The sequence below is a fragment of the Oceanobacillus halophilus genome (assembly GCF_003628505.1).
Lineage (GTDB): Bacteria > Bacillota > Bacilli > Bacillales > Amphibacillaceae > Oceanobacillus > Oceanobacillus halophilus.
This window is the reverse complement of sequence record NZ_RBZP01000001.1, coordinates 695,172-714,881: the sequence shown is the minus strand read 5'-3', so window position 1 is coordinate 714,881 and position 19,710 is coordinate 695,172. Positions and strand designations below refer to the sequence as shown.

The window sequence follows — 19,710 nt, the reverse complement described above, 5'->3', positions numbered from 1 at the left end:
AAATGTTTGTAGATCAGGTACGTGTTTATGTGAAGGCCGGTGATGGAGGTAATGGACTAGTTGCCTACCGGAGAGAAAAATATGTTCCTAAAGGTGGTCCTGCTGGTGGAGATGGCGGGAATGGTGCGGACATTGTTTTTGAAGTAGATGAAGGTCTAAATACGTTGATGGATTTTAGATATAATCGGCATTTTAAAGGAAAACGTGGAGAAAATGGAATGAGTAAGAATCAGCATGGGAGAAATGCGGACCCATTAGTTCTCCCTGTTCCACCTGGTACTACTGTAATAGATGATGAAACAGAGGAAGTTATTGCTGATTTAACATCACATGGCCAGCGAGCAGTAATTGTTAGAGGTGGTCGAGGTGGTCGAGGGAATTCTCGTTTTGCTACTCCGCGAAACCCAGCTCCAGAATTTGCTGAGAATGGTGAACCAGGAGAAGAGAGAAATATTAAAGTGGAATTAAAAGTAATAGCTGATGTTGGTCTAGTAGGATTTCCAAGTGTCGGTAAATCGACTTTCATTTCAGTTGTTAGTGCAGCAAAGCCAAAAATTGCTGATTATCATTTTACTACATTATCTCCAAATCTAGGAGTAGTGGATACAGAAGATCACCGAAGTTTTGTTATGGCGGATTTACCTGGACTTATTGAAGGGGCGCATGAAGGAGTTGGCTTAGGGCATCAATTCTTGCGCCATGTAGAAAGAACAAGACTCATTGTTCACGTAATTGACATGGCGAGTATAGAAGGAAGAGATCCTTTCGATGATTTCGTAAAAATCAATAATGAATTAAGAGAATATGATCCAAGTCTTTTAAAGCGACCGCAAATTATTGCCGCGAATAAAATGGACATGCCAGGTGCAAAGGAGAACTTAACGGACTTCAAAGCCAAATTAGATGAAGATTTTCCAATATACGAAATATCAGCTATTACAAAAGAAGGTGTTAGGGAAATTTTATTTGCTATTGCTGATAAGTTAGAAACGATTCCAAAAATCGCACCAGAAATTGATGAACCTGAAAAAGAAGTTGTCTATAGATATCAAAAAGAGGAAGAACCATTTAAGATTTCAAGAGATGATGACGGAGCCTTTGTTTTATCAGGCACAAAAATAGAAAAACTCTTTAAGATGACTGATTTTGCAAGAGATGAGGCTGTCCAACGCTTCTCCCGTCAATTACGTACGATGGGTGTAGACGATGCGTTGAGGGAACGTGGAGCGAAGGATGGAGACACTATCCGTTTACTTGATTTTGAGTTTGAGTTTATTGAATAAAAATAAAAAAACTGCAGTTTGTTAAGTGATATGGAGGGGGAAATGTTTTGACTACTATCGGGTATTTGGGACCAAGGGGAACATTTACAAAATTAGCAGTAGATACAGCGTTTAATGGGGAAGAAAAAATTGGTTTTGAAACAATTCCAGAATGCATTGATGCCGTTGAGCAAGATGTAATTGATATTGGGGTAGTACCACTAGAAAATGCCATTGAGGGAACGGTTCAGTTAACAGTTGATTATCTTGTTCATCAAGTGCGATTGCCTGTTATGGCAGAAATTGTTGTACCAATTCAGCAACATCTTTTGGTTCATCCTAATTTTATAGGAGGATTTGAAAAAATAGAGGAGATTCATTCTCATAGTCATGCTATTGCTCAGTGTCATCAATTTATTCATAAAAGCTTACCGAAAGCGAACATTCGCTATTCCTCTTCAACCGGTAGAGCTGCCGAATTTATAAGTAATAGTGAAACTCAGCAAATCGCAGCAATAGGTAACAAGCTTGCTGCAAAAGAATATGGATTAAAAATTTTACAAGAAAATATACATGATTACCCAAATAACCATACTAGGTTCGTCGTTTTAACGAAAAGTGAAGAACTGTTAAAAATAAAACATAGTAAAAAAGGTGATAAAACTAGCCTCCTTATCACACTTCCTGATAACCAACCAGGTGCACTACATCAGATTTTATCGGCATTTGCTTGGCGAAAAATGAACTTATCAAAAATCGAATCACGTCCAACCAAAACAGGATTAGGAAATTACTTTTTCATCGTTGACGTTGATCAACAATATGACGATGTTCTGTTTCCGGGGGTTAAGGGTGAATTAGAAGCATTAGGCTGTAAAGTTACTATATTAGGAACTTATCCTGTTTATTTAATGGAATTATAAATAAGAAAAACCGTTGTCCATACTCATGGATAGCGGTTTTTATTTTTCGGGTGTTTTTGCAAAAAGCTGTTTAATATGACTTTACTTTATATTTTATATAGACTGTGAATTACTTTAATTAAAGATAAATGTAGTGCTTTGTTGATTTCCTCTCCGGGCAGTCGCGCACCTTAGGGCGGCTGATGAGACTGCTTTGTGCGTCAGCACGAAGGAGGCTCACCAGCTCCCCGCGGAAAGCGTAGTGTATTTCCGTAGCGAAGACTAAGCAGTATTCTTAATTAAATTTATTCGGAGTTTCTATCAACTGTAAAAGTTGAAAAACAACAAGGTGTACGAAAAGAGCCTTGATAAATAATGTAGACGACTTTCACCAAGAACGGTTTACAAGACATTTGAATGTCAAGGTTAGAGCTTGAGTTTTCTAAGGTATTTTGCAATTTGGTCAACATTTAGCATTTTCCTGCATATGTTGATATAGTAATTAGCCCAGTTATATTACATGAAAGGAGTATGGTTCGTTTTGAAAATACACATCGTACAAAAGGGAGACACCTTATGGGAGTTGTCAAAGCAGTTTGGTGTTAACTTTGAAGAACTCAAGCAAGTCAATTCACACATCTCTAGTCCTGATATGATTATGCCTGGTATGAAGATTAAAATACCTAGTTCAACAAAAGCAGTGAAAAAGGAAGCCCAGGTCAAACCAAAAGAAGTAAAGAAAGAAACGAAGAAACCATATAAAGACGTATCACCAAAACCAATGCCGGTTATTAAAGAGGATGACAAAGAAAAACCGAAACCTGTAAAACCAGAAATGCCAATACAACAACCACAAATGCCCCAAATGCCGATACAGCCAATAATGCAAATGCCTGTTCTAGATCAAGATTTCGATTTTGAATTTAACTTTCAACAAGCACCGAGTCAACCTGCACCAAAAGAGAAACCTAAGAAGGAGAAAAAGGTTGAAGAAGTGAAGAAACCAGTAGAACAACCATTGCCAGCTACTCCAATACAGCAACCACCAGTACAGCAGCCGATGTATCAGCCGATGCCCCAAATGGTGCCGTGCTACTATTTTGTTCCATGCCATCATCCATGTCACCATCCATTTCATCATCCATGCCACCCACCAATACCACATTCTGGTATGATGCCAGAAATGCAAATGCCAGCACCACCTGCGAAGTATGCGGAAAGTGATTGTGGATGTGGTGGATCGAATTCACAGGCGATGCCAACACAAATGGGACATTATCCAATGCAAGATTATAATCAACAGATGTTTGATCCTAATCAATTTATGCAAGGTCAAATGTTCCCAGCACAATTTCCTGGAGCGGATACATCCAATTTCAATTATCCCGAACCTCCTACGTACCCTAACTTTCCAGGAATGCAACAGCAACGGAATAAAGAGGAGGAAGAAGATAAAGAATGAATGAATTATAACCTATTTTTAGATTATTAAATAAGTATGATATTTTATTAAATTAAAGAGGCTGTGACAACTGTGTCCTAGCCGAGTGAAGTCCGAACTGTTAGTACAAAAGTTCGGACTTTTTTGAGTGATGATTATTACCAACCTATCTGAATGTTGGTAACTAATTGTATGTATCTCTTATTAAGTATATCAATATGCATAATAAAATAGTTTGAAAACCTTGTTATTCTCAATGGATACATATTATTTCTAAAGTTAGCCAAATTAATGGTAAAATATATCATAGCAATTCTATGAAAGATTATCTTAGATGTTAGAAGGGGAACAAAATGAAAAAACAGATAGAAGAAGTTATTAATTGGTTACAACAGCAATTAAAGGAAACAGGAGCAAAGGGGTTTGTAGTAGGTGTTAGTGGAGGAATTGATTCAGCTGTAGTAGCGAATCTTATTAAACGTGCTGCACCAGAAAACTCTTTAGGGGTTCTTTTGCCAATTTATACGAAGCCAGAACACATGGTTGATGGACAAAAAGTAATAGAAAAAAGTGGAATTGATTCTTTGACACTGGATTTAACAGAAACTCATGAAGTGATGTACTCTCATATTAAAAATCAGGTAAAAGAACAGAATGCTTTTAATGAAACAACCGATCAATTGGCTGGTGCAAACCTTCGTGCAAGATTACGAATGAGTGCTTTATACACAGTGGCAACTAATTACAATTATCTGGTAGTAGGAACAGATAATGCAGCGGAATGGTATACTGGTTACTTTACGAAATATGGAGATGGTGGAGTAGATATACTACCGCTAGTTGATTTTACTAAATCTGAAGTACGAGAAATGGCTAAATACCTTGATGTTCCAGAAACCGTTATTACAAAAGCACCGAGTGCAGATTTATGGGAAGATCAAACGGATGAAAAAGAGATGGGAACTACATATGATAAAATTGATGCTTACTTAAAAGGAGAGCAAGTACCAGAAAAAGATAAGGAAATCATTGAAAGATTGCATCAACGATCCGCTCACAAACGCAATGCGTTGCCACAATTCAGAAGGAATAACTAATTTCCTTTAATTAACTGTGTAAAACTACTTCCCTGTAAACAAACTATATATAAGGGAGGTTTTTTGCTTATGTATAGGTGGCGATTTATGCTAATTACAGTTATGATATCTATTGTAATGGTAGCATGTACCAACGAAGATGAAAGCTCACAGAGTGGTTCAGATTACCTCCATACACAACCAATTCATTATGATACACGTCAAGAAAACAATGAAAGAATGGGTACGAACGAAAAATCCATTGGAGAACAAGGTGGTTATCCCCAAAGTGAGCAAAGAGGTGTAAATGCTGCAGATTACGAAGGGGGTTATTCAGACCCTTTTACAAACGAAGAGACAGAATTAATATCTAAAAAATTGAAACAACAAAAAGATATTATACAGGCACAAGTAGCTTCAACAGAAGATCGAATAATTGTTGCTGTAATGCTAAGAGAACATTTTGATCACAACGTCACTTCGGATATCGATGATATTGAAAAACAAGTGAAAAAAATTGTTCCAAACACTGAAAAACAAATTATCGTTTATACGGACGATGTACAGTGGGACCGTATGAAGAATTTAAATGCAAGGTATAAATCAGGTAAAAATGGGGATGAATTATTCAATAATTTTCTAAATTCAAGTGACTGACCTTTGCTATATGCAAAGGTTTTACTTTTATATACGTGTTTTTTTTGGTATAGTTAAAAAGGAAATTTCAAGAGAGGAGAATGCCCGATGGCAGGTCATTCTAAATGGAAAAATATACAAAAGAGAAAAAACGCTCAAGATGCAAAAAAAGGTAAAATTTTTATGCGTCATGCAAAAGATATATATATTGCCGCAAAACAAGGCGGCGGAGATATGGCGACAAATGCCTCATTAAGAGCTGCAGTTGAAAAAGCAAAAGCAGATAATATGCCGAATGACAATATTGAACGTAACATAAAAAAAGCAACGGGTGATTTGGACGGAGCAAACTACGAAGAGATTACTTATGAAGGGTACGGACCTGGAGGAGTTGCAGTAATTGTAAATGTACTAACAGATAATAAAAACCGTACTGCTTCTGATGTAAGGCATGCTTTTAAGAAAAACGGTGGAAACCTTGGGGAAAACGGAAGTGTATCTTTCATGTTTGACAGAAAAGGGTATATCATTGTTGCTAATGAAGATGGCAATGTGGATGAAGATGAGCTAACATTAGAGGTATTAGAAGCAGGTGCAGAGGATATTGTTCCTCAAGACGGTGCCTATGAAGTATATACAGAACCAGAGAACTACCAGGCTGTCGTTGAACATTTGACAGATGCTGGTTATACGATTGTAGATAATGAAGTTACTTTAATTCCGCAAAACTATAATAATGTATCTGAAGAGGATGCAGATAAAATGCAAAACCTCATCGAAACGTTGGAAGATAATGAAGATGTTCAGGATATTCATCATAACTTAGAAGAAAACGAGTAAGCCATGATAAAACTTCTATTTCTTATCTAGAAATAGGAGTTTATTCTATTCATAAAAATTATGTTAAAATGGTGGGAATAGGAGAGGGTTTAGGTGATTGCATATTTAAAAGGTATCCTTACATATATAACAGATGAATCTATCGTCATCGATGTACATGGAGTAGGCTATGAAGTCGTATGCGCAAATCCATTTGCATTTCAAACATCGATAAATAAGGAATTACTAGTAAATACATACCATTATGTTCGTGAAGATATTCAAGTTTTATATGGCTTTAAAAATGAAGATGAAAAATATTTATTTACAAAACTTATATCTGTATCAGGAATCGGCCCAAAAGGTGCCTTAGCTATCTTAGGCTCCGTGGATATTCAAGGGTTTGTCTCAGCAATTGAGAGAGAAGATGATAAATTCTTAACTAGCTTTCCAGGTGTCGGCAAGAAAACAGCTAGACAAATTATTTTGGATCTAAAAGGGAAATTACAATTGAATGTCTCCATTGATACTGGTTTATTTGAAGAACAGAAAGATAGCCAACCAAATAATCAAGTGTTATTGGAAGCACAAGAAGCACTCAAAACACTTGGATATACCGATAAAGAAATAAAATCAATTCTTCCAGAACTTAATAAGCATGGTAATCAGGATATTGATGAGATGGTAAGAAAAGCATTAGCGCTATTAATGAAAAATTAAGAGAGGAGGTACTTACTAGTGGATGAGCGAATGGTTACCGGTGAAATTCAGGATGATGATATATCAATGGAACAAAGTCTGCGTCCAACGAATCTAAACCAATATATTGGTCAGGATAAAGCTAAAGAGAATTTGAAGATATTTATTCAGGCTGCCAAAATGCGGGAAGAACCATTGGATCACGTATTATTGTATGGGCCACCAGGACTAGGAAAAACGACTTTAGCAGCAATCATAGCAAATGAGATGGGGGTTCAATTCAGATCTACGTCAGGCCCTGCTATAGAACGTGCAGGGGATTTAGCAGCAATATTATCTTCGCTGGAACCAGGAGATGTATTATTTATCGATGAAATCCATCGTCTTCCGAGAACGGTTGAAGAAGTATTATATCCAGCAATGGAAGACTTCTTTCTTGATATCGTGATTGGCAGCGGACCGAGTGCAAGATCCGTACGAATTGATTTACCCCCTTTTACATTGGTAGGTGCTACTACAAGAGCTGGTTTATTATCGGCACCACTGAGAGATCGATTTGGCGTCCTTAGCAGATTAGAATTTTACGAAACGAAGGATTTATGTTCGATTGTGGAGAGAACGGCAGAAATTTTTCAAACGTCTATTACAAAAGAAGCTGCACTTGAGGTGGCTAGAAGATCTCGTGGTACTCCTCGAATTGCGAATCGTTTATTAAAAAGGATTCGTGATATTTCCCAAGTAAAAGGAGAAGAAGAAATAAGTCTAGCTACCTCAGACGAAGCTCTTAAAATGTTGCAGGTGGATGATGTTGGCTTAGATCATACCGACCACAAACTACTTCAAGGAATTATCGAAGGATTTAATGGTGGACCTGTTGGACTAGATACCATTGCAGCAACAATAGGAGAAGAGTCACAAACTATAGAAGACGTATACGAACCATATCTATTGCAAATTGGATTTATTCAACGAACTTCAAGAGGTAGAGTTGTAACGCAAAAGGCCTATCAACATTTTGGTATGAAAGGGCATGAGGACTAATGAATTTGGGAAAACTTTTTATTGTATTGGGTATTGTTTTCCTTGTTATTGGTATCATATGGAATTTTATTGGAAGGTTACCGGGTGATATTCAGTTTAAGGTAGGAAATGTCTCCGTTCACTTTCCAATTGTCACTTCCATTATAATCAGTATTATTTTAACTATCATTTTTACGATGTTAGGACGATTTCGTTAATGGAAAGATAGGAGATTCATAATGAATATAGAAGATTTTGATTTTGACTTACCAGAAGAACTCATTGCACAAACCCCCTTGAAGGACCGAACATCCTCCCGACTATTAGTATTAGATAAGGAAAGCAAAGAGATTTCCCATCAGCATTTTAGAGATATTAAGAAATATCTTAAGCCAGGGGATTGTTTGGTTCTTAACAACACGAAAGTTCTACCAGCAAGACTTTATGGAGTAAAGGAGGACACTGGAGCAAAAATTGAAGTCCTGTTACTTCATCAAGATGAGAAAGATACATGGGAAGTTCTGACTAAACCAGCTAAAAAGGTGAAAGAAGGAACGAAACTTATTTTTGGTGATGGTTTATTAAAAGCTACTTGTACAGGTTATAAGAATCATGGTGGTCGTATATTACAATTTTCTTACGACGGCATTTTTTATGAAGTACTTGATAAGCTAGGTGAGATGCCTTTACCACCGTACATAAAAGAGCAATTGCCAGAAAAAGAAAGATATCAAACCGTGTATGCTAAAGAGGAAGGTTCTGCAGCAGCTCCTACTGCGGGGTTACATTTTACAAATGAGTTATTACAAGAAATAAAGGATATGGGAGTTACTATTTCATTTATTACGCTGCATGTAGGCCTTGGAACCTTCCGCCCAGTAAGCGTTGATTCGGTTGAAGAACATGAGATGCATGCTGAGTTCTATCAAATGACAAAAAAGACGGCAGATACATTGAATAAAGTGAAAGAGGATGGTGGTAGAATCATTTCAATTGGTACGACTTCTACCCGCACTCTTGAAACCATAGCAAGAGACCATGATGGACAATTTGTAGAATCAAGTGGTTGGACAGATATCTTCATCTATCCTCCTTATGAATTTAAAGCTATTAATGGATTGATTACAAATTTTCATTTGCCAAAATCAACCTTAATCATGTTAGTAAGTGCTCTAGTAGATCGAGAAACGATTTTAAAAGCATATAACGAGGCTGTGAAAGAACGCTATCGTTTCTTTAGCTTTGGTGATGCTATGTTAATACTTTAGAAGAGGACGTATGTTAATGACACCTATAACTTATGAATTAATAAAAACAGATAAACAAACAGGCGCAAGACTTGGACGAGTCCATACCCCGCATGGGTCATTTGATACCCCTACCTTTATGCCAGTCGGTACACTTGCAACCGTTAAAACGATGAGTCCAGAGGAATTGAAGGAGATGAATGCGAATATTATTCTCTCCAATACCTATCATTTATGGCTAAGACCTGGAGAAGATATTATTCGCGAAGCTGGCGGATTGCACAAATTTATGAATTGGGATGGTGCTATTTTAACTGATTCTGGTGGATTTCAAGTGTTTAGCCTTAGTGATATGAGGGAAATAAAGGAAGAAGGAGTACATTTTCGTAACCATTTAAATGGAGATAAACTTTTTTTATCACCAGAAAAAGCAATGGGAATTCAAAATGCTCTAGGATCTGATATCATGATGGCGTTTGATGAGTGTCCTCCATATCCTGCAACATATGATTATATGAAATCTTCTGTTGAAAGAACTTCACGCTGGGCTGAACGCTGTCTGGAAGCCCATAACAGAAAAGATGAACAAGGATTGTTTGGAATCGTTCAAGGTGGGGAGTATGAAGATTTGCGAAAACAAAGTGCCGAGGATCTAATTTCCCTAGACTTTCCTGGATATGCAGTAGGCGGATTATCTGTAGGGGAACCAAAAGATGTGATGAATCGTGTTTTGGATTTTACAACACCATTACTTCCAACGAATAAACCACGTTATTTAATGGGAGTCGGTTCTCCAGATTCCTTGATTGATGGCGCGATACGTGGTATAGATATGTTTGACTGTGTTTTACCAACAAGAATAGCTAGAAACGGAACGTGTATGACGTCTACTGGCCGATTAGTAGTACGAAATGCAAAATATGCCAGAGATTTTCGTCCAATTGATGAGAATTGTGACTGCCATGTATGTAAAAATTATTCGCGGGCATATATTCGACATTTAGTAAAATGTAATGAAACTTTTGGTTTTAGACTTACTACTTATCATAATCTACATTTTCTGTTAAAATTAATGGAGCAAGTGCGAATTGCTATAAGCGAAGATCGACTTGGTGACTTTAAAAGGGAATTCTTTGAACAATACGGTTTAAATAAACCGAATGCAAAGAACTTTTAAGGTATTGATATAAAAGAAGAAGGAGGGAAACACACAATGGAAATGATAGTCTCATTATTACCGATTATCCTTATGTTTGTTATTTTCTACTTTCTATTGATTCGTCCGCAACAAAAGCGACAAAAGAAAGTTCAGGAAATGCAAACGAACCTGCAAAAAGGTGATGAAGTAATCACTATTGGTGGTTTACACGCAACGGTTCATTCTTTAGACGAAGGAACAATTGTATTGATTACTGAAAGTGGAACGAAAATGACATATGATCGTTCAGCAGTTCGTGAAGTAAAGCAAAAATAGTTTTTCTATGTATGTATGATACATATTATGAAACAAGAAAGAGGTTATCCTTTACGTCTTATCGTAATGGAAAACCTCTTTTTTTAATTTATAAAAAGTAGTTGATAGTTCCGAACAGATTTAATTTTGCGCATCCCCAACAATGTTAACCCCTATAACCCCACCAGCAAGTGCTGCAAAAATATATCCTAAATGATGTAATGATTGCTCAAGAGAAAAGCCCTGTTGATATCCGAGATACTGAACTAAAAAAGTAAACATAGTAAATCCAAGTCCGGTGACCCCTCCAATAACCCATCCTTTAGTCTTTCCTTTTAATCCTGAAATGAGCCCTCCAGTAAATAGTGATATTACTCCGATTACTAAGGCAATCCAGGATAGTAAGTTTTCATCTAATGAAGTTACACGCAATAAAAATGCAATGATTATACTTGAAATAAGTATTAATCCAAGTACAGCAATCCAACCAAATAATAGAGCGTGAAATAGTTGTCTTCTCATATAACTCCTCCCAATAAGTTTGTCCAACATCCTATAGTAATCTTATTCAGCAGGTAGGAAAAATAGAAGGAAAAATAATGTTTTTTTTAGGCTCTTTTCTGATAGAATGTTTATTTTTAAAGGTGAGTCGCATTTTGTATAGACTGTGAATTACTTTAATTAAAGATAAATGTAGTGCCTTGTTGATTTCCTCTCCGGGCAGTCGCTTTCCGCGGGCGGCTGATGAGCCTGCTTTGTGCGTCAGCACGAAGGAGGCTCACCAGCTCCCCGCGGAAAGCGTAGTGTATTTCCGTAGCGAAGACTAAGCGGTATTCTTAATTAAATTTATTCGGAGTTTCTATCAACTCCGTCATAGTTAAAAAGCAACAAATTTTAGCAAAGGTGCCTTTCTTTATATTCATATTTTAACAAGGTGTTATTTCGATAATTAACAATAGAGGAGTATCTTTTGTTACTAATAAAGCACTCTAGTTTATTTCTAAATGATTTTCCATTATCAACATTATTTAATAATTATAAAAGAAGTTATACCCATTTCTGAATGAAGGGAATTTGTTTCAGCTCTTCTCTGGTAATAAAACGCAGCAATAACAGAAACAACAGGTAAATAAATCCTAAAGCAAGTAAAATAAAAAGAAATGCAAGTATATTTGGTTCAAATGCGATATAAATCTTTTTAAGAACGGCGCCTGTACCCCAAGTTAATATAATTAGCAATAACATTTTGAGCGTATCTTTAAATGGGATAGAATACTGTATTGCTTTTTGTAGTGTAATTAAATGTAATAATGTAATTAGTACTACCCCTACACTCATCGCTATAGCGACTCCCATGATGCCGAAATTGGGATTGGAAGCTAGCACAAAAAGTACAATAAACTTTACAACTGCACCTATTAAACTATTCCACATGGCAGGTCTAGCTAAATCCAGTGCCTGCAAGGCTGCCTGAAGAGGCGACTGAATATATAATAAAATGTAAAAGGGCGCCATTAACATAATAATTTGACTTGCATTCCCCGTTCCGTACATATAAGTGAGGATTGGGACAGAAAAAAGTGTGAGTATAATAGTTGCTATAGCACCTGATGCGAAAGAGATTCTTATAGATTGATGTATTCGATAATGGATAAGTTTGCGATTGTTCTTTGCTTCGGCTTCTGAAATATTTGGTACAAGGGCAATAGCTAGAGAATGAGTGATAAAGGTTGGTAAATATAATAATGGTAATACATATCCTGTTAATTCACCGTATTGCTTTGTCGCAAGTGTTGTTGTAATTCCAGCAATTGCTAAGCTTTGGGCAACAAGGATAGGTTCTAAAAAATTTGAAACAGATCCAATCATTCTGCTTCCTGTACTTGGTAATGCGATAGAGAACAATTCTTTCATAGTGTCTTTACTTGATTTTAAATAGGAAAAAAAGTGGGTTCGAATCTTCATTTTCTTTTTACGTTTGAAACGATGTATCATATATAGCAAGGAAACGAATTCCCCAAGAATGACACTAATCATTGCACCAGCTGCAGCGAACTCAATTCCATATGGAAGCAATAGTTTGATAAATATCGCGACACAGGTAATTCGGACGACTTGTTCGATAACTTGTGCGAAGCTCTGAGGCTTCATGTTTTGTTTCCCTTGAAAGTAACCTCTTAGTACTGCTGAAATAGCAGTTATAGGAACAATGGGACTAATAGCAATTAAAGGGTAAAGTGTTCGCTCATCAGTTAATAACGTGCTTGCAATAAAAGGTGCTCCGATAATCATAATAACAGTGAAGAGGATACTCGTTATTGATGTGATAACTAAAGAAACAATTAGAATGCGTTTTACTTTTGTTTGATCCCCAATTGCATCAGCCTCTGCCACACGTTTTGATATAGCGACAGGAAGTCCAAGTTGTGTTAATGTCATGACCAAGAAAAGGGTAGGCAATGCCATCATATATAAGCCAACACCTTCTTCTCCCATTAAACGAGCCACAACAATTCGATTAATAAATCCTAAAAAACGAGTAATCATTCCTGCTATTATTAAAACTAATGCACCTTGTAAAAATGTTTGTTTGGCCATATTTGTCGACCTGCCTTCTCAAAAAATAAAAATTCATATACAATGATATATATGCTAAGTGTGTGGCCAAGCATGACAAGCAAAATATTCTCCATTAAACTAGGAGGGAAAACATGGAAGTTGTACATACTGTAAATGAGTGGAAATCTATCGTCATACCTGCTCTAGAGAGTAAAGCTGATGAGTTTCAAGCTTTGGGATATTCCCAAGCAACTGGTGAAGATATCTGGAAATGTTTAGTAGAAAAAGTATGGAAAGGGAATCCTAAAAAGCGTATACATGAAACAGTTCAGGATATATTTCATTTAGGTTCTAATGTATACTTAAGTTACTTAACAGTGAAATCGTATAAAGATGATGATTTGATGGCTTCTATTGCAGCTTTAACAGGTGATAATAGTGAAAAAGATTAAGATTTTACATATTTTATAGGAGGCAATTAATACATGAAAAAGAGAGGCAGAATCGTTGCCTTTTTCCTAGTGGTACTTTTATTCGCACTAACGATTGGAACAACGATTACAGGAGTTACAAAGGAAATTAATTTAGGATTGGATCTTCAAGGTGGTTTTGAAATCCTATATGAAGTAGAGCCAGTAGATGAGAATCAGGAAGTAACCAGAAGTCTCATGGAAGGTACTGTTCAAACATTGAATGACCGAGTAAATCGTCTAGGTATTAGTGAAGCTGTCATTAATATCGAAGGAGAAGATAGAATACGTGTTCAACTTGCGGGAGTAAAAGACCAAGCTCAAGCGAGGGAACTTATTGGTACGTCTGCTCAACTATCCTTCCGTGATGTGAATGATAAGGAGTTGTTAAGTGGCACGGATATTAAAGAAGGAAGCGCTGCTCAGGATTTTGATCAGACAACCAATTCGCCAATTGTAACGTTATCATTGAACGATGCAAGTAAATTTGGAAAAGTGACGAGTCAAATTAAAGATATGAATGATCCGGAAACAATTTATCCAGACAATTTATTGGTCATTTGGATGGATTATCGGGAAGGTGATTCTTTTGCTGAGGAATACAACAAAGAAAATCCTAAGTATATATCAGCACCAAGTGTTAATGAAACTCTAAACACTGCAAATGTTATGATAAGTGGTAACTTCACCGTGGAATCAGCTCAACAAATGGCTGATATCATCAATTCAGGATCATTACCAGTACATATGAATGAGATTTATTCTAACTCTGTCGGTGCACAATTTGGAGAGCAGGCATTGGATGAAACGGTGTTTGCCGGAATTATTGGTTTAACGCTCATCTTGTTATTCATCGTTTGGATGTACCGCTTTCTAGGTATCATTGCGTCTGTTAATGTACTTATATATACGTATATTGTTCTAGTAGTGTTTGAGTTAATGAATGGTGTATTAACTCTTTCTGGTATTGCTGCACTTATTCTAGGGATTGGCATGGCAGTAGATGCAAATGTTATCACTTTTGAAAGAATTAAAGAAGAATTACGAGTAGGGAAATCTGTGAAAGCTTCCTTTAAAGCAGGAACGAAGAATTCTCTATCGACTATTCTAGATGCAAATATTACCACCTTAATTGCTGCTGTCGTCCTATTTATCTTCGGTACAAGTTCTGTTAAAGGTTTTGCTACTATGCTAATTATCAGTATCTTAATCAGCTTTCTAACTGCAGTCTTTGGAACACGATTGTTATTAGGATTATGGGTGCAAAGCGGGTTCTTAACAAAACGTAAAGGATGGCTAGGTGTTAAAAAGAAAGAGATTAAGGATATTGCTGATAATACCGAGGAAGAACCGAAGCTATTTAATCGTGAAGTAAATATCGTGAAACATCGTAAAAAGTTATTTATTGGAACATCTATTCTTTTGGTGCTTGGAGTAATCTCGTTCATCCTATTCCAAATTAATCCAGGAATAGATTTTACTAGTGGATCTAGAGTCGAAGTTGTTTCTGAGTCAAGTTTAACTACAGAGGAAGTTGAACAAGGCTTTGAGGAATTAGGATACACAACCAAATCGATTGTTTTATCAGGAGATAATAATGAAATAGCTGTTACACGATTTGAAGACGTTCTTACTGAGTCGCAAGTAGCTAAAGTTCAGCAATATTTCTCAGACAAATACGGGCAGGACCCTACTGTTAGTGTGGTTTCTCCTATTGTTGGACAAGAATTGGTGAAAAACGCTATATATGCAGTAGCTATTGCTAGTATATTTATCATCATATATGTTACTTTCCGTTTTGAATTTTTCTTTGCAATCACTGCCTTAATTGCGTTGTTACATGATGTGTTTATTATGCTTGCTGTATTTAGTTTTACGCAAATTGAATTTGACATAACAATTGTTTCAGCACTTCTTACGATTGTGGGTTATTCGATTAATAATACGATCGTTATATTTGATCGCATAAGAGAAAATATTCGATTGAGAAAACGAGTTAATTCCTTTAAAGACTTAGCAGCAATTATTAATCGAAGTTACGTACAATCCTTTACAAGAAGTATGAACACTTCTATTACGACATTGATTGCTGTCTTTGCTTTCTTAATTTTGGGCGCACAGTCGATTACGACATTTGCATTTGCTTTAGCAGTCGGATTATTGGCAGGTACGTATTCCTCCCTATTCCTCGCATCGCAAATTTGGCTCGTATGGCGTGGTAAGTCAATTAAAGAAAAACCACTTGATTTTAGAAAGAAAAAACGTGTAGAAGGCCCTCAGGTATAAAAAGCAATTTAATATAACATTTTGTCAAACCCTTACTAAAAAATTAGTGAGGGTTTGATTTGTTTTGGGAAATAAAGGGTAGATTAAATAGAAAGGCACTTTTTCGTGAGAATGTAGCATCTCTTAATCATTTCGGAAATGATAGTAAGTCCACGTAGCTGTGAAGTGGGCTTCTTTTGTAACAGAATACAATACAACTTAACAAGATAAAGCAGTAATTATCTGTGAAAAGTTAGAGGAGGAGTAAAAGTGAAGGGTCAGACATATGTTATCTTAGCTCTTATTTTTACTATTATTGTTGCTGTGTTTGCGATAGTAAATGTTGATGCAGTCGAAGTAAATTATATTTTTTGGTCTGGAGAATCTCCGCTTATTTTGGTTATTCTTTTCTCGGCATTAATGGGTGGTATAATTACAGCGACAGTAGGTTCAATAAAAATGTTTAAGCTACAAAGACAATTGAAAAAAATAAAAGGTGAAAACCAAGAGTCAATAGAAATTATTAATGAAAAAAATATCGACAACGAGGTGGAGAATACTGTAAGTGAAGCAGATTCAATAACAGAAAATGAACGATAGAAATAATTTTATTAAAGGCTCTTTTCGTATAGTTTGTTGCTTTTTGAAACTTTACAGTTGATAGAAATTGCATATATATAATTAACAATAGTGCTATTACCCGCTACGGAAATACCTGCCCGGAGCGGAAATCAACAACGCACTACATTACACATTTATCTTTAATTAAGTTAATCAGGTGTCTATATAAAATGTAAAAAACAACAATCTTTTAGAAAAGAGCCTTTCTAAAAGATTGTAGCTGTTTGAAGCATAACTTTTTCCGCATTTTTATACAGACTGCCATCAACTATTACATTTAAGAAGCAATAAAGTAACGAAAAGAGCCATATTAAAGCAATCATTAGATAACTTTAGCGTATATGGATAAATATTCTAGTTTGCTCCCCCTGCTACACTCTAGTATAATAGATTGGTCAGGGGTGAAACTTATGTTACAAAGTAAGGCAAAATGGAATTACTCAGAACCGATAGATATCACTACTGGGTTAGATGAACTATCGGAAATTTCTCCTATTATAAAAAAAATGTTACTTCAAAGAGGAATCACTACAAAAGAAGAAGCAAATCAATTTTTATCACCTGATCTCCATCAATTACATAGTCCTGAACAATTAAGTTCGATTACCAAAGCTACAGAACGAGTACATCAGGCTATTTCGAATAAGGAAAAAATATTAGTTTTTGGTGATTATGATGCTGATGGTGTAAGTTCAACAACAGTGATGCTAAAAACATTATTGGAATTAGGTGCAGATTGTGATTATTATATTCCAAACCGTTTTAGTGAAGGATACGGCCCAAATGAGGAAGCCTTTATTGAAGCATATAAAAGTGGATTTACATTAATTATAACCGTAGATACAGGAATAGCAGCAGTGCATGAAGCTGCCGTTGCTAAGGAATTAAATATTGATTTAATCATTACAGATCACCATGAAGTACAAGATGAGTTACCAGATGCATTTGCTATTCTTCACCCTAAATGCTCTCCAGAATATCCATTTAAGGAGCTTGCTGGTGTTGGGGTTGCTTTTAAATTTGCCGAAGCTTTATTAGGGTATTTCCCAAAACATTTACTTGAATTTGTTGCAATTGGAACGATTGCAGATCTAGTACCATTAGTAGATGAAAATCGAGTACTTACATTCTATGGCTTGCATGCGTTAACGATTTCAAAGAATCTTGGTATAAAGGCATTGAAAAATGTTTGTAAAATGAATGGAAATATAACAGAAGAAGATGTAGGATTTTCTATTGGACCAAGATTAAATGCTGTTGGCAGGCTGCAAGATGCTGATTTGGCTGTTCAGCTGTTGATGTCGGATGACCTTTACGAAGCAACAGAGTTAGCAGAAGAAATTGAGGCCATCAACGAACAAAGGAAAGAGATTGTCAATAATATAGTTAAAGAGGCAGAACAGATTGTCTCAGAAGTAGAAGGAGTAATTGTGGTAGCTAAAGAAGGATGGAATGAAGGCGTCTTGGGAATTGTGGCTTCAAAACTGGTAAGGAAATATGACCGACCTGCTATCGTTCTAACCATAAAACCTGAGACGGGGGAAGCTAAAGGCTCTGCAAGAAGTATCCCGGCATTTGATTTGTTCCAAAATTGTATGAAAGTTCGAGAGTTATTTACTCATTTTGGAGGACATGCACAAGCTGCTGGTATGACTTTACCTGTTGAGAATATTAATTGTATAAATGAAAAACTAAATGAATTTATTTATAAAGAATTATCGGAAGATGATTTCAAACAGGAAATTGAGATTACTGATACACTAAATCTCTCCGATATTAGTATTGAGCTAATAAAAGAGATTTCAAGATTATCTCCATTTGGTATGAAAAACCCCAAACCACTTTTTCAAATTGTAGAAATTCCAGATAATGTGCGCCAAATTGGTAGTTCAAAAAATCATTTGAAACTACAATTTAAAAAGGAGAAAACACAGGTAGAAGGAATCGGTTTCGGGCAAGGGGATTTATACCACTTTATTTCTCCGATGACTCCATTAACAGTTGTTGGTGAATTGAGTATTAATGAATGGAATGGTATGAAAAAGCCACAAATAATGATACGGGATATGAGAATTGATTCATGGCAATTATTTGATAATAGAGGAAGAAGACATACTGAAGTTGACCCGTATCTCCATCTTGATTTATTAGCTTTAACAAAAGAGGAAAAACCACTTCGTTCAGACCTTAAACAAATTACTTACGATACGGATCAGCAATTTATTTCGAAAACAGATATACTATTTATCTTTGACTTACCAGACAAATTAGAACAACTAGAAGAAATTATACAAAGAGCCAAGCCAAAAATTATACAAGCATGTTATACCGTAGAAGATAGTGCTTATCTAACTTCTTTTCCGTCTAGAGAGAACTTTGTCTGGTTTTATGCTCTAATAAAAAAGCGAAAAGAATTAGACTTAAAGAGAGAATTGACGGCAATTATGAATGCAAAGGGCTGGAGTAAAGAACAAATAGTGTTCATATCAAAAGTGTTTTTTGAATTAGGTTTTGTTAAAATAGACAATGGTGTTATTCAAATCAATCCAAATCCAAATAAACGTGATCTTAGTGATTCGAAATTGTATCAAGAACGTTTAAACAGGATTCAAATGGAAAAAACATTATATTATTCAAATTATGAAGAATTAAGGAACTGGTTTTCAAGTTACATTTCTGATTTGCAAACCGCCAAGGAGGAAATAAAGGAATGGATTTAAGACAATATGTTGAAATTGTAGATAATTATCCAAAAGAAGGAATTCGCTTTAAAGATATTACACCATTAATGAATGATGGAGAGGCATATAGAACCGCTGTAAATGAAATCGTAAAATATGCAAAAGAAAAAGAAATAGATATAATTGTTGGTCCAGAGGCACGCGGATTTATTATTGGATGTCCTGTTTCTTATTCACTAGGAATTGGTTTTGCACCTGTTCGCAAGGAAGGTAAATTACCACGTGAAGTAATTAAAGTAGATTATGGACTAGAATATGGTAGTAATGTACTAACTATTCACAAAGATGCCATCAAACCAGGGCAACGAGTACTCATTACTGATGACCTACTTGCAACTGGTGGTACCATTGAAGCTACCATAAAACTAGTAGAAGAACTAGGTGGAGTAGTTGCAGGTTGTGCATTCCTTATTGAACTTGGCTATTTAGATGGTATGGAAAAGTTAAAGGATTATGATGTTTTCACCCTAATGAAATATGAATAAAATTTTTCTAATTT

General features: G+C 35.8%; 19 protein-coding genes. 17 read left to right on the top strand and 2 right to left on the bottom strand.

What is annotated here, in order from left to right:
• The first annotated feature begins 2 nt into the window (after window positions 1–2).
• The 12 genes from obgE to yajC all read left to right on the top strand — a co-directional run bounded on the left by obgE (window position 3) and on the right by yajC (window position 10,576).
• Window positions 3–1,283 (top strand): GTPase ObgE, encoded by a 1,281-nt coding sequence (obgE, locus tag D8M06_RS03650; protein ID WP_121202977.1) that lies wholly within the window; start codon window positions 3–5, stop codon window positions 1,281–1,283.
• 47 nt (window positions 1,284–1,330) lie between these two features.
• The gene (gene pheA, locus D8M06_RS03645) at window positions 1,331–2,185 is read left to right on the top strand and encodes a prephenate dehydratase (protein ID WP_121202976.1); all 855 of its coding nucleotides are present in this window, start codon (window positions 1,331–1,333) and stop codon (window positions 2,183–2,185) included.
• Window positions 2,186–2,705: 520 nt separating this feature from the next.
• Window positions 2,706–3,626, top strand: coding sequence for a SafA/ExsA family spore coat assembly protein (safA, locus tag D8M06_RS03640; RefSeq protein WP_121202975.1), 921 nt, complete (start codon window positions 2,706–2,708; stop codon window positions 3,624–3,626).
• A gap of 332 nt (window positions 3,627–3,958) precedes the next feature.
• Window positions 3,959–4,702: an NAD(+) synthase gene (nadE, locus tag D8M06_RS03635; protein ID WP_121202974.1), complete on the top strand. Its 744-nt coding sequence runs from the start codon at window positions 3,959–3,961 to the stop codon at window positions 4,700–4,702.
• An 87-nt stretch (window positions 4,703–4,789) separates the two neighbouring features.
• Window positions 4,790–5,338, top strand: coding sequence for a YhcN/YlaJ family sporulation lipoprotein (locus D8M06_RS03630; protein WP_158591724.1), 549 nt, complete (start codon window positions 4,790–4,792; stop codon window positions 5,336–5,338).
• An 87-nt stretch (window positions 5,339–5,425) separates the two neighbouring features.
• Complete coding sequence (locus D8M06_RS03625) at window positions 5,426–6,157, top strand: YebC/PmpR family DNA-binding transcriptional regulator (protein WP_121202972.1); 732 nt, start codon at window positions 5,426–5,428, stop codon at window positions 6,155–6,157.
• Window positions 6,158–6,250: 93 nt separating this feature from the next.
• Window positions 6,251–6,856, top strand: coding sequence for a Holliday junction branch migration protein RuvA (ruvA, locus tag D8M06_RS03620; RefSeq protein ID WP_121202971.1), 606 nt, complete (start codon window positions 6,251–6,253; stop codon window positions 6,854–6,856).
• A gap of 18 nt (window positions 6,857–6,874) precedes the next feature.
• Window positions 6,875–7,876, top strand: coding sequence for a Holliday junction branch migration DNA helicase RuvB (ruvB, locus tag D8M06_RS03615; RefSeq protein WP_121202970.1), 1,002 nt, complete (start codon window positions 6,875–6,877; stop codon window positions 7,874–7,876).
• The gene (locus D8M06_RS03610; RefSeq protein ID WP_121202969.1) at window positions 7,876–8,073 is read left to right on the top strand and encodes a DUF2905 family protein; all 198 of its coding nucleotides are present in this window, start codon (window positions 7,876–7,878) and stop codon (window positions 8,071–8,073) included. The genes ruvB and D8M06_RS03610 overlap by 1 nt, the downstream gene beginning before the upstream one ends.
• A gap of 21 nt (window positions 8,074–8,094) precedes the next feature.
• Complete coding sequence (gene queA, locus D8M06_RS03605) at window positions 8,095–9,123, top strand: tRNA preQ1(34) S-adenosylmethionine ribosyltransferase-isomerase QueA (RefSeq protein WP_121202968.1); 1,029 nt, start codon at window positions 8,095–8,097, stop codon at window positions 9,121–9,123.
• Between the two features lie 16 nt (window positions 9,124–9,139).
• Complete coding sequence (tgt, locus tag D8M06_RS03600) at window positions 9,140–10,279, top strand: tRNA guanosine(34) transglycosylase Tgt (RefSeq protein WP_121202967.1); 1,140 nt, start codon at window positions 9,140–9,142, stop codon at window positions 10,277–10,279.
• Between the two features lie 36 nt (window positions 10,280–10,315).
• Entirely contained in the window at window positions 10,316–10,576 is a 261-nt protein-coding gene (gene yajC / locus D8M06_RS03595) for a preprotein translocase subunit YajC (RefSeq protein ID WP_121202966.1), read from the top strand.
• Between the two features lie 120 nt (window positions 10,577–10,696).
• On the opposite strand, the gene D8M06_RS03590 is transcribed toward yajC, so the two are convergent.
• Together D8M06_RS03590 and spoVB are read right to left on the bottom strand one after the other, a co-directional pair.
• Complete coding sequence (locus D8M06_RS03590) at window positions 10,697–11,077, bottom strand: TIGR04086 family membrane protein (protein ID WP_121202965.1); 381 nt, start codon at window positions 11,075–11,077, stop codon at window positions 10,697–10,699.
• 525 nt (window positions 11,078–11,602) lie between these two features.
• Complete coding sequence (spoVB, locus tag D8M06_RS03585; RefSeq protein WP_121202964.1) at window positions 11,603–13,153, bottom strand: stage V sporulation protein B; 1,551 nt, start codon at window positions 13,151–13,153, stop codon at window positions 11,603–11,605.
• A 113-nt stretch (window positions 13,154–13,266) separates the two neighbouring features.
• Between spoVB and D8M06_RS03580 the strand changes: the two genes are divergently transcribed.
• The 5 genes from D8M06_RS03580 to D8M06_RS03560 all read left to right on the top strand — a co-directional run bounded on the left by D8M06_RS03580 (window position 13,267) and on the right by D8M06_RS03560 (window position 19,696).
• Window positions 13,267–13,566: a post-transcriptional regulator gene (locus tag D8M06_RS03580; protein WP_121202963.1), complete on the top strand. Its 300-nt coding sequence runs from the start codon at window positions 13,267–13,269 to the stop codon at window positions 13,564–13,566.
• 33 nt (window positions 13,567–13,599) lie between these two features.
• Entirely contained in the window at window positions 13,600–15,870 is a 2,271-nt protein-coding gene (gene secDF / locus D8M06_RS03575; protein ID WP_121202962.1) for a protein translocase subunit SecDF, read from the top strand.
• Between the two features lie 249 nt (window positions 15,871–16,119).
• Window positions 16,120–16,449: a LapA family protein gene (locus D8M06_RS03570; RefSeq protein WP_121202961.1), complete on the top strand. Its 330-nt coding sequence runs from the start codon at window positions 16,120–16,122 to the stop codon at window positions 16,447–16,449.
• 431 nt (window positions 16,450–16,880) lie between these two features.
• Window positions 16,881–19,190, top strand: coding sequence for a single-stranded-DNA-specific exonuclease RecJ (gene recJ, locus D8M06_RS03565; RefSeq protein ID WP_121202960.1), 2,310 nt, complete (start codon window positions 16,881–16,883; stop codon window positions 19,188–19,190).
• The gene (locus D8M06_RS03560; RefSeq protein WP_121202959.1) at window positions 19,181–19,696 is read left to right on the top strand and encodes an adenine phosphoribosyltransferase; all 516 of its coding nucleotides are present in this window, start codon (window positions 19,181–19,183) and stop codon (window positions 19,694–19,696) included. The genes recJ and D8M06_RS03560 overlap by 10 nt, the downstream gene beginning before the upstream one ends.
• Window positions 19,697–19,710: the final 14 nt, after the last annotated feature.

Excerpts from the sequence above, each read along its gene's own strand:
- obgE (WP_121202977.1), top strand. The coding sequence starts at position 3 with ATGTTTGTAGATCAGGTACGTGTTTATGTGAAGGCCGGTGATGGAGGT.
- nadE (WP_121202974.1), top strand. The coding sequence starts at position 3,959 with ATGAAAAAACAGATAGAAGAAGTTATTAATTGGTTACAACAGCAATTA.
- D8M06_RS03630 (WP_158591724.1), top strand. The coding sequence starts at position 4,790 with ATGCTAATTACAGTTATGATATCTATTGTAATGGTAGCATGTACCAAC.
- D8M06_RS03625 (WP_121202972.1), top strand. The coding sequence starts at position 5,426 with ATGGCAGGTCATTCTAAATGGAAAAATATACAAAAGAGAAAAAACGCT.
- D8M06_RS03610 (WP_121202969.1), top strand. The coding sequence starts at position 7,876 with ATGAATTTGGGAAAACTTTTTATTGTATTGGGTATTGTTTTCCTTGTT.
- queA (WP_121202968.1), top strand. The coding sequence starts at position 8,095 with ATGAATATAGAAGATTTTGATTTTGACTTACCAGAAGAACTCATTGCA.
- tgt (WP_121202967.1), top strand. The coding sequence starts at position 9,140 with ATGACACCTATAACTTATGAATTAATAAAAACAGATAAACAAACAGGC.
- yajC (WP_121202966.1), top strand. The coding sequence starts at position 10,316 with ATGGAAATGATAGTCTCATTATTACCGATTATCCTTATGTTTGTTATT.
- D8M06_RS03590 (WP_121202965.1), bottom strand. The coding sequence starts at position 11,077 with ATGAGAAGACAACTATTTCACGCTCTATTATTTGGTTGGATTGCTGTA.
- spoVB (WP_121202964.1), bottom strand. The coding sequence starts at position 13,153 with ATGGCCAAACAAACATTTTTACAAGGTGCATTAGTTTTAATAATAGCA.
- D8M06_RS03580 (WP_121202963.1), top strand. The coding sequence starts at position 13,267 with ATGGAAGTTGTACATACTGTAAATGAGTGGAAATCTATCGTCATACCT.
- secDF (WP_121202962.1), top strand. The coding sequence starts at position 13,600 with ATGAAAAAGAGAGGCAGAATCGTTGCCTTTTTCCTAGTGGTACTTTTA.
- recJ (WP_121202960.1), top strand. The coding sequence starts at position 16,881 with ATGTTACAAAGTAAGGCAAAATGGAATTACTCAGAACCGATAGATATC.
- D8M06_RS03560 (WP_121202959.1), top strand. The coding sequence starts at position 19,181 with ATGGATTTAAGACAATATGTTGAAATTGTAGATAATTATCCAAAAGAA.